The 7,731-nt window shown below is 70.1% G+C and carries 5 protein-coding genes and 1 pseudogene; 1 reads left to right on the top strand and 5 read right to left on the bottom strand.

The features are described from left to right. The 4 genes from ispG to AOK11_RS31340 form a co-directional block, all read right to left on the bottom strand. A partial coding sequence (gene ispG, locus AOK11_RS31325) for a flavodoxin-dependent (E)-4-hydroxy-3-methylbut-2-enyl-diphosphate synthase (protein WP_055597076.1) occupies positions 1-1,120 on the bottom strand: 1,120 nt, incomplete at its 3' end. A gap of 196 nt (positions 1,121-1,316) precedes the next feature. Continuing rightward, positions 1,317-2,609, bottom strand: coding sequence for a M50 family metallopeptidase (locus tag AOK11_RS31330; RefSeq protein ID WP_206188967.1), 1,293 nt, complete (start codon positions 2,607-2,609; stop codon positions 1,317-1,319). Positions 2,610-2,617: 8 nt separating this feature from the next. Continuing rightward, positions 2,618-3,880, bottom strand: a complete 1,263-nt coding sequence (dxr, locus tag AOK11_RS31335) for a 1-deoxy-D-xylulose-5-phosphate reductoisomerase (RefSeq protein WP_055597077.1) — start codon at positions 3,878-3,880, stop codon at positions 2,618-2,620. Between the two features lie 186 nt (positions 3,881-4,066). Further along, positions 4,067-6,007 carry an acyl-CoA dehydrogenase family protein gene (locus tag AOK11_RS31340; RefSeq protein WP_055597074.1) on the bottom strand — a complete coding sequence of 647 codons (1,941 nt, stop codon included), beginning with the start codon at positions 6,005-6,007 and terminating at the stop codon, positions 4,067-4,069. 438 nt (positions 6,008-6,445) lie between these two features. Here AOK11_RS31340 and AOK11_RS31345 point away from each other — a divergent pair, with 438 nt between their 5' ends. Next, on the top strand, positions 6,446-7,495 hold the full coding sequence (locus AOK11_RS31345; RefSeq protein WP_055597075.1) for a LacI family DNA-binding transcriptional regulator: 1,050 nt from the start codon (positions 6,446-6,448) through the stop codon (positions 7,493-7,495). Between the two features lie 38 nt (positions 7,496-7,533). Here the strand turns inward: AOK11_RS31345 and AOK11_RS40915 are convergent. Continuing rightward, a pseudogene (locus AOK11_RS40915) lies at positions 7,534-7,731 on the bottom strand (substrate-binding domain-containing protein); the annotation flags it as partial.

The raw sequence follows: 7,731 nt of genomic DNA on the forward strand, positions 1-7,731 counted from the left end.
CGCCGTCGGCTTCCATCTGTTCGGCGATCTTCATGGCCTCCTCGATGAGGGTCTCCACGATCTTCGACTCCGGCACGGTCTTGATGACCTCGCCCTTCACGAAGATCTGCCCCTTGCCGTTGCCGGACGCCACCCCCAGATCGGCCTCCCGGGCCTCCCCCGGACCGTTCACCACACAGCCCATCACCGCCACCCGCAACGGCACGTCCATCCCCTCCAGACCGGCCGTCACCTCGTCCGCCAGCTTGTACACATCCACCTGCGCACGCCCGCAGGACGGACACGACACGATCTCCAGACCACGCTGCTTGAGATTCAGCGACTCCAGGATCTGCAGGCCGACCTTGACCTCCTCCACCGGCGGCGCCGACAGCGACACCCGGATCGTGTCCCCGATCCCCTGCGAGAGCAGCGCCCCGAACGCCACCGCCGACTTGATCGTGCCCTGGAACGCCGGACCCGCCTCGGTCACCCCCAGGTGCAGCGGATAGTCGCACTGCGCCGCCAGCTGCCGGTAGGCCTCCACCATCACCACCGGATCGTTGTGCTTGACCGAGATCTTGATGTCCCGGAAGCCGTGCTCCTCGAACAGCGACGCCTCCCACAGCGCCGACTCCGCCAGCGCCTCCGGCGTCGCCCTCCCGTACTTCCGCAGCAGCCGCCGGTCCAGCGAGCCGGCGTTCACCCCGATCCGGATCGGCGTGCCGTGCTCCCCGGCCGCCTTCGCGATCTCCTTGACCTTGTCGTCGAACTGCTTGATGTTGCCCGGGTTCACCCGCACCGCCGCACAGCCCGCCTCGATCGCCGCGAACACGTACTTCGGCTGGAAGTGAATGTCGGCGATCACCGGGATCTGCGACTTGCGCGCGATCGTCGCCAGCGCGTCCGCGTCGTCCTGCGTGGGACACGCCACCCGCACGATCTGACAGCCCGACGCCGTCAGCTCCGCGATCTGCTGCAGCGTCGCCCCGATGTCCGAGGTCCGCGTCGTCGTCATCGACTGCACCGACACCGGCGCGTCCCCGCCCACCGCCACCGACCCGACCTGGATCTTCCGGCTCTTACGGCGCCGAGCCAGCGTGGTCGGAACGGACGGCATGCCGAGAGAAATCGCAGTCATCTGCTGTGCAACCCCAAGTCGTGGATCAAGGTCCGGCTCCCGGTGAGCAGCGGGCTCCGCGCTCCGAGATTACGGCACGGCCATCGGCCCCGGCACATCCCGGTCGTAAACCCACCCAAAGGGCGATGGCCCGGAACGAAAGGGTTCCAGGCCATCGTGAACGGCAGGTGTCCGGCGGATGCGTACCGGACGGGCTTTACGAGATCCGTATCGGGTTGACCACGTCCGCGACGAGAACGAGGAGGGTGAAGCAGACGAAGACACCGGCCACCACATAGGCCACCGGCATCAGTTTCGCCACGTCGAACGGGCCCGGGTCGGGGCGGCGCAGCACCCTGGCGAGGTTGCGGCGCAGCGACTCCCACAGGGCGCCCGCGATGTGCCCGCCGTCGAGGGGCAGCAGCGGGAGCATGTTGAACAGGAACAGGGAGAGGTTGAAGCCCGCGAGCAGCATCACGAACATGGCCATCTGCTGCGAGGCCGGGATGTCGAGCGTGGCGATCTCGCCGCCGACCCGGGCCGCTCCGACGACGCCCATCGGGGAGTCCTGCTCGCGCGGGCCGTCGCCGAAGGCGGCGTCCCACAGGGCGGGCACCTTGGACGGCAGGGCGGCCAGGGAGTCGACCGCGTCGCCGACCCGGTCGGTCATCCAGACCACGGAGTCGCCGAAGTCCTGCTTGACGACGCCGGTGGCCGCGCTGAAGCCGAGGAAGCCGGCCTTGACGTACTCGCCCTCGACGTAGAGCCCGTCGGAGTCCTTCTTGGCGACCAGGTTGGTGGCGATGTCCGCCTGGAGGGTGACCTCCTGGCCGTCGCGGTCGACGACGATCGGCACGGCCTTTCCGGCGCTGTCGCGGATGAGGTCGGAGAGCGTGCCCCAGTCGTCGGTCCGGACGCCGTCGAACGCGACGATCCTGTCGCCCGCCTTCATCCCGGCCGCCTCGGCCGGGGACCGGGGGTCGGACTTCTCGCACGTGTCGCGGTTCTCGCTCTGCGAGATGACGCAGGGGGAGACCGAGCTGACGGTGGTGGTCTGCTGCTGGACGCCGAAGCCCATCAGCACGGTGAGGAACAGTGCGACCGCGAGGATCAGGTTCATGAACGGGCCCGCGAACATCACGATCACCCGTTTCCAGGGTTTCCGTGTGTAGAACAGGCGCTTCTCGTCGCCGGGCTGCAGTTCCTCGAAGGCGGCGGAGCGGGCGTCCTCGATCATGCCGCGCCACGGTGAGGTGGAGCGGGCCTCCAGACGTCCGTCCGCGCCGGGCGGGAACATGCCGATCATGCGGATGTAGCCGCCGAACGGGATCGCCTTGATGCCGTACTCGGTCTCGCCCTTGTGCCGGGACCAGATGGTCGGGCCGAAGCCGACCATGTACTGGGGCACCCGGATGCCGAACATCTTGGCGGTGGACAGGTGGCCCAGCTCGTGCCAGGCGATCGAGACCAGCAGGCCGACCGCGAAGACGACTATGCCGAGGATGAACATCAGGGTCGTCATGCACGCGCCTCCGCGCTCGCCGTACGGGCTGTCAGTTCCCGGGTCCTCGCTCGCGCCCAGGTCTCCGCTTCGAGGACGTCCGGGACCGTCAAAGAGGTTCCCGGCCGGGGGGTGCCGTGCTCCTCGACCACCCGAATGACCGTATCGATGATCCCGTTGAACGGCAGCGCGCCGGCGCGGAACGCCTCCACGCACTCCTCGTTCGCCGCATTGAACACCGCCGGGGCGGTTCCCGCGAGCCCGCCCACGTGCCGGGCCAGGTTCACCGAGGGGAAGGCCTCGTTGTCGAGGGGGTGGAACTCCCAGGTGGACGCCTTGCTCCAGTCGAAGACCGGGGCGGCGTCGGGGACCCTTTCGGGCCAGCCGAGGCCGATGGCGATGGGCCCGCGCATGTCGGGGGGCGTCGCCTGGGCCAGTGTCGATCCGTCCGTGAACTCAACCATCGAGTGGACATACGACTGCGGGTGCACGACGACCTCAATGCGATCGAAGGGAATGTCGTACAGGAGGTGGGCCTCGATGACTTCGAGGCCCTTGTTGACGAGGGTCGCGGAGTTGATCGTGATCACCGGGCCCATGGCCCAGGTGGGGTGGGCCAGGGCGTCCTCGACGGTGACGTTCGCCAGTTCGTCCCTGGTACGGCCGCGGAAGGGGCCGCCGGACGCGGTGACGACGAGCTTCCGGACGTCCGCGCGGGTTCCGGCGGCCAGCGCCTGGAACAGCGCGGCGTGCTCGGAGTCGACCGGGATGATCTGTCCCGGCTTCGCCAGTGCCTTGACCAGCGGGCCGCCGACGATCAGCGACTCCTTGTTCGCGAGCGCGAGGGTGCGGCCCGCCTCCAGGGCGGCGAGGGTCGGGGCCAGTCCGATGGAGCCGGTGATGCCGTTGAGGACGGTGTGGCAGTCGGAGGCGGCGAGCCGTGTGGCCGCGTCCGCTCCGGCCAGGATCTCGGGCAGCGGCTCCCCCGGGCCGTACCGCGCGGCCAGCGCGTCGCGCAGCGCGCCGACGACGTCCTCGCGGGCGACGGCGACCGTGCGCACCCGCAGCCGGTGGGCCTGTTCGGCGAGGAGCGCGACACGGCCGCCGTTGGCGGACAGGCCGGTGACGCGGAAGCGGTCGGGGTTGCGCAGTACGAGATCGATGGCCTGGGTGCCGATCGACCCGGTGGAGCCGAGGATCACCACGTCCTTGGGGCCGTCCCCCGCCACGGGGTCGTACACCAGGTGCGGGTCGGCGAGCGGAGCTGGAACGTCGGTCATGGACTCCATTGTGTCCGGTCGCGGGGACTGCCGGGGCCCCGCCCCGGCAGCTCGTGCGTCGTGGTCCGCGCCGGGGCTGCGTCACCGGGTCCGCCCCGCTCCGGCCCTGTTCCTTCCCTTCTTCCTCCCGGCTCCTTCCCGGCGTCACCCGCCTCGGCCGGCCGCGGTGGCCCGCGGCCGGCCGCCTCAGCGGATCGGCCGGTGCCGGTTCTTGCGGGTGCTCGGGCCGGGCGCGGCGTCCGCGATCCAGGGGCCGTCGCCCGAGGGGTCGACGATGCCCTGCTCCAGCCAGGTGTACGTGCCGGAGAGCACACCCTTGACGACCTTGTGGTCGATGTCGTCTGTGTTGGTCCACAGCCGGTCGAAGAGCTCCTCGACGCGGACGCGGGACTGGCGGCAGAAGGCGTCGGCGAGCTGGTAGGCCTCGCGCCCGTTCTCGCCGCGGGTGCGCAGGAGCTCGGCGCGGACGCAGGCGGCGCTCATCGCGAACAGTTCGGCCCCGATGTCGACGATCCGGCCCAGGAAGCCCTGCTTGGTCTCCATCCGGCCCTGCCAGCGGGACATGGCGTAGAAGGTGGAGCGGGCGAGCCTGCGGGCCGCGCGCTCGACGTACCGCAGATGCGGCGACAGGTCGATGCCGTGCTTGAACTCGCCGTAAGTGCGGGGCAGTTGTCCGGGCCCCGCGACGAGCTTGGGCAGCCACTTCGCGTAGAAGAGGCCGGCGTTCGCCCCTGCCCTCGCCTTGTCGCCCAGGGTCTTCTCGGGGTCGATGAGGTCGCCGGCGACCGACAGGTGGGCGTCGACGGCCTCCCGCGCGATCAGCAGGTGCATGATCTCGGTGGAGCCCTCGAAGATGCGGTTGATGCGCAGGTCGCGCAGGATCTGCTCGGCCGGGACCGCCCGCTCGCCGCGTTCCCGGAGGGAGTCGGCGGTCTCGAAGCCGCGTCCGCCGCGGATCTGGACCAGTTCGTCGGCCATCAGCCAGGCCATCTCCGAGCCGTACAGCTTGGCGAGCGCGGCCTCGATGCGGATGTCGTTGCGGTTCTCGTCGGCCATCTGCGAGGACAGGTCGAGTACGGCCTCCAGGGCGAAGGTGGTCGCCGCGATGAACGCGATCTTCGAGCCGACCGCTTCGTGCAGCGCCACCGGTTTGCCCCACTGCTCGCGGGCCGCCGACCATTCACGGGCGATCTTCAGGCACCATTTCCCGGCGCCGACGCACATCGCGGGCAGGGACAGCCGTCCGGTGTTCAGCGTGGTGAGCGCGATCTTCAGGCCCTGCCCCTCCTCGCCGATGCGGTGGGCGGCGGGGACCCGGACGCGGTGGAAGCGGGTGACGCCGTTCTCCAGGCCGCGCAGGCCCATGAAGGCGTTGCGGTTCTCGACGGTGATGCCCTCGGAGTCCGCCTCCACGACGAACGCGGTGATGCCGCCCCGGTGGCCCTCGGACTTCGGCACGCGGGCCATGACGACGAGGAGGTCGGCGACCACGCCGTTGGTCGTCCACAGCTTCACGCCGTCGAGGACATAAGCGTCGCCGTCCGGGACGGCGGTGGTGGCGAGCCGTGCCGGGTCGGAGCCGACGTCGGGCTCGGTGAGCAGGAAGGCCGAGATGTCGGTGCGGGCGCAGCGCGGCAGGAAGGTGTCCTTCTGCTCCTGGGTGCCGAACATCTTCAGCGGCTGCGGGACGCCGATCGACTGGTGGGCGGAGAGCAGGGCGCCGATCGCGGGGCTGGCGGAGCCGACCAGGGCGAGGGCCTTGTTGTAGTAGACCTGCGTCAGGCCGAGGCCGCCGTACTTGGTGTCGATCTTCATGCCGAAGGCGCCGATTTCCTTGAGGCCGGTAACCACCTCGTCGGGGATGCGCGCCTCGCGGTCGATCAGGGCTCCGTCGATCCGCGTCTCGCAGAAGTCGCGGAGCTTGGCCAGGAACTCCTCGCCGCGCTCGGCGTCCTCGCCGGCCGGGAGGGGGTGGGGGTGGATGAGGTCGAGCCGGAAGCGGCCGAGGAACAGTTCCTTGGCGAAGCTGGGCTTGCGCCAGTCCTGCTCCCGGGCGGCCTCCGCGACCTGGCGGGCCTCACGTTCGGTGACGGTGGATCGGGACGGAGACTCGGGTGTTGCGGACATGAGGCTCACCTCGCCGCTTGTAGGAGGGTATGCGGAATGTTGGGGGTTCGTCTCGGCACCGGCCCCGAGGATCGTTTCATGTGATCTTGGGGGTTTACGTTACCGACTGGTGCTACCCGTACGTATGTACCCGATTCGTAGCGACCTCGCCACCCTTCGTGCACCCGTTCGGCCGACCCGCCACGGTCTCCCGGCCCGGCCGGACCCCGTGGGAGTGACGGCGGCACGTTCGTGGCAATCTGGGTGTCACGGGGTCCGGCTCGCACCCCGTCCACGAAGTGACGGACACTTTGACGCCCCCTTTCGTCGAAGCGCTTCGACAGCTGTATGGACACGTACCCGTGCTGGTATTAGGGTCGAGCCACCGATCGAACCGCCCTCATCCGTCCCATCACCCTGGCGCACCGTCGAAGCGCTTCGCAACAATTGGAGAGCTGGATGGTCACCCTCGCCGAGGTCGCCCAGCACGCCGGAGTCTCGGCGAGCACGGTGAGTTATGTCCTCAGCGGCAAGAGGTCCATCTCCACGAACACCCGGCAGCGGGTCGAGGAGAGCATCCGCGAGCTCGGGTACCACCCGAACGCCGGGGCCCGCGCCCTGGCCAGCAGCAGATCGAACATCATCGCGCTGATGGTCCCGCTGCGGACGGACATGTACGTGCCCGTGATGATGGAGATCGCCATCGCCGTGGCCACCACGGCCCGCGCCCACGGGTACGACGTCCTACTGCTCACCGGCGAGGAGGGCCCCGACGCGGTGCGCCGCGTCGCGGGCAGCGGACTCGCCGACGGGATGATCCTGATGGACGTCGAGCTCGAGGACGAGCGGCTGCCGTTGCTGCGCGGCGGGGACACCCCCGGTGGAACGCGGCCGGGCGTACGCGCCGACCAGCCGGCGGTGCTGATCGGACTGCCCGCCGACACTTCCGGCCTGACCTGCGTCGACCTCGACTTCCGGGCCACCGGTGCGCTCTGCGTGGAGCATCTGGCGAAGCTGGGGCACCGCGACATCGCCGTCATCGGCGAGGCCCCCGCCGTGTACGAACGGCACACCGGTTTCGCCGAACGCACCCTGGACGGACTGCGCTCCGGGGCAAGGGAGGCGGGCGTGCGGCTGCTGCACCGGCCGTGCGAGGGCGGGTACGACGCGATGGCCCTGACACTCGCCCGGATCCTGGACGAGCGTCCGGGCACCACCGGGTTCGTCGTGCAGAACGAGTCGGCGGTCGAGCCGCTGCTCGCCCTGTTGCGGCAGCAGGGGCGGGCTGTGCCGGAGGACGTCTCGGTGGTCGCCGTCTGCCCCGAACAGGTCGCCGTCCAGGCCTCGGTGCGGCTGACCTCGGTCGCCATTCCCGCGCAGGAGATGGGCCGGTACGCCGTGGAGCACCTGGTCGCCAAGCTCGACGGGCGGGACGGGGACGAGGTCGTCCTGATCGCTCCCGAGCTGACGGTCCGGGCGAGTTCGGGTCCGGCGCCCTCCCGCGCGTGACCCGCGCCGCCTCGGTCCCGCCCCGTCCCGCCGTCGCCCAGGTGCTCCACGGCGTACCGGCCCATCTCCTGCGCGGGAATGGCGACCGAGGTCAGCCGCACCGAGGCCTGGACGGCGACCTGTTCGGGGCAGACGGAGACCACCGAGACGTCCTCCGGCACAGCCCGCCCCTGCTGCCGCAACAGGGCGAGCAGCGGCTCGACCGCCGACTCGTTCTGCACGACGAACCCGGTGGT

Source organism: Streptomyces hirsutus, assembly GCF_001418415.1.
Classification (GTDB): domain Bacteria; phylum Actinomycetota; class Actinomycetes; order Streptomycetales; family Streptomycetaceae; genus Streptomyces; species Streptomyces hirsutus.